1 protein-coding gene is annotated in these 246 nt (G+C 69.9%); it reads left to right on the top strand.

Features of this window, described 5'->3' with window-relative positions; translation table 11 throughout:
- A partial coding sequence (locus RMT89_RS44810) for a hypothetical protein (protein ID WP_315889495.1) occupies positions 1-246 on the top strand: 246 nt, incomplete at both ends.

Genomic DNA, 246 nt, shown 5'->3' with positions numbered 1-246 from the left:
GAGGACCTCGAGCGCGGCATCCGCCGCCTGCTCCGCTGGAACGCCGCGATCATGGTGCATCGCGCCCAGCGTCCGGGCATCGGCGTGGGCGGCCACATCGCGTCCTACGCGTCGTCGGCCACCCTGTATGAGGTCGGCTTCAACCACTTCTTCCGCGGCAAGGACCACCCGGGCGGCGGCGACCAGATCTTCTTCCAAGGGCATGCCTCGCCCGGCATGTATGCGCGCGCCTTCCTCGAGGGACGC

Source organism: Streptomyces sp. P17 (assembly GCF_032436805.1).
Lineage (GTDB): Bacteria > Actinomycetota > Actinomycetes > Streptomycetales > Streptomycetaceae > Streptomyces.
This window is presented reverse-complemented; position numbering and strand designations above follow the sequence as displayed.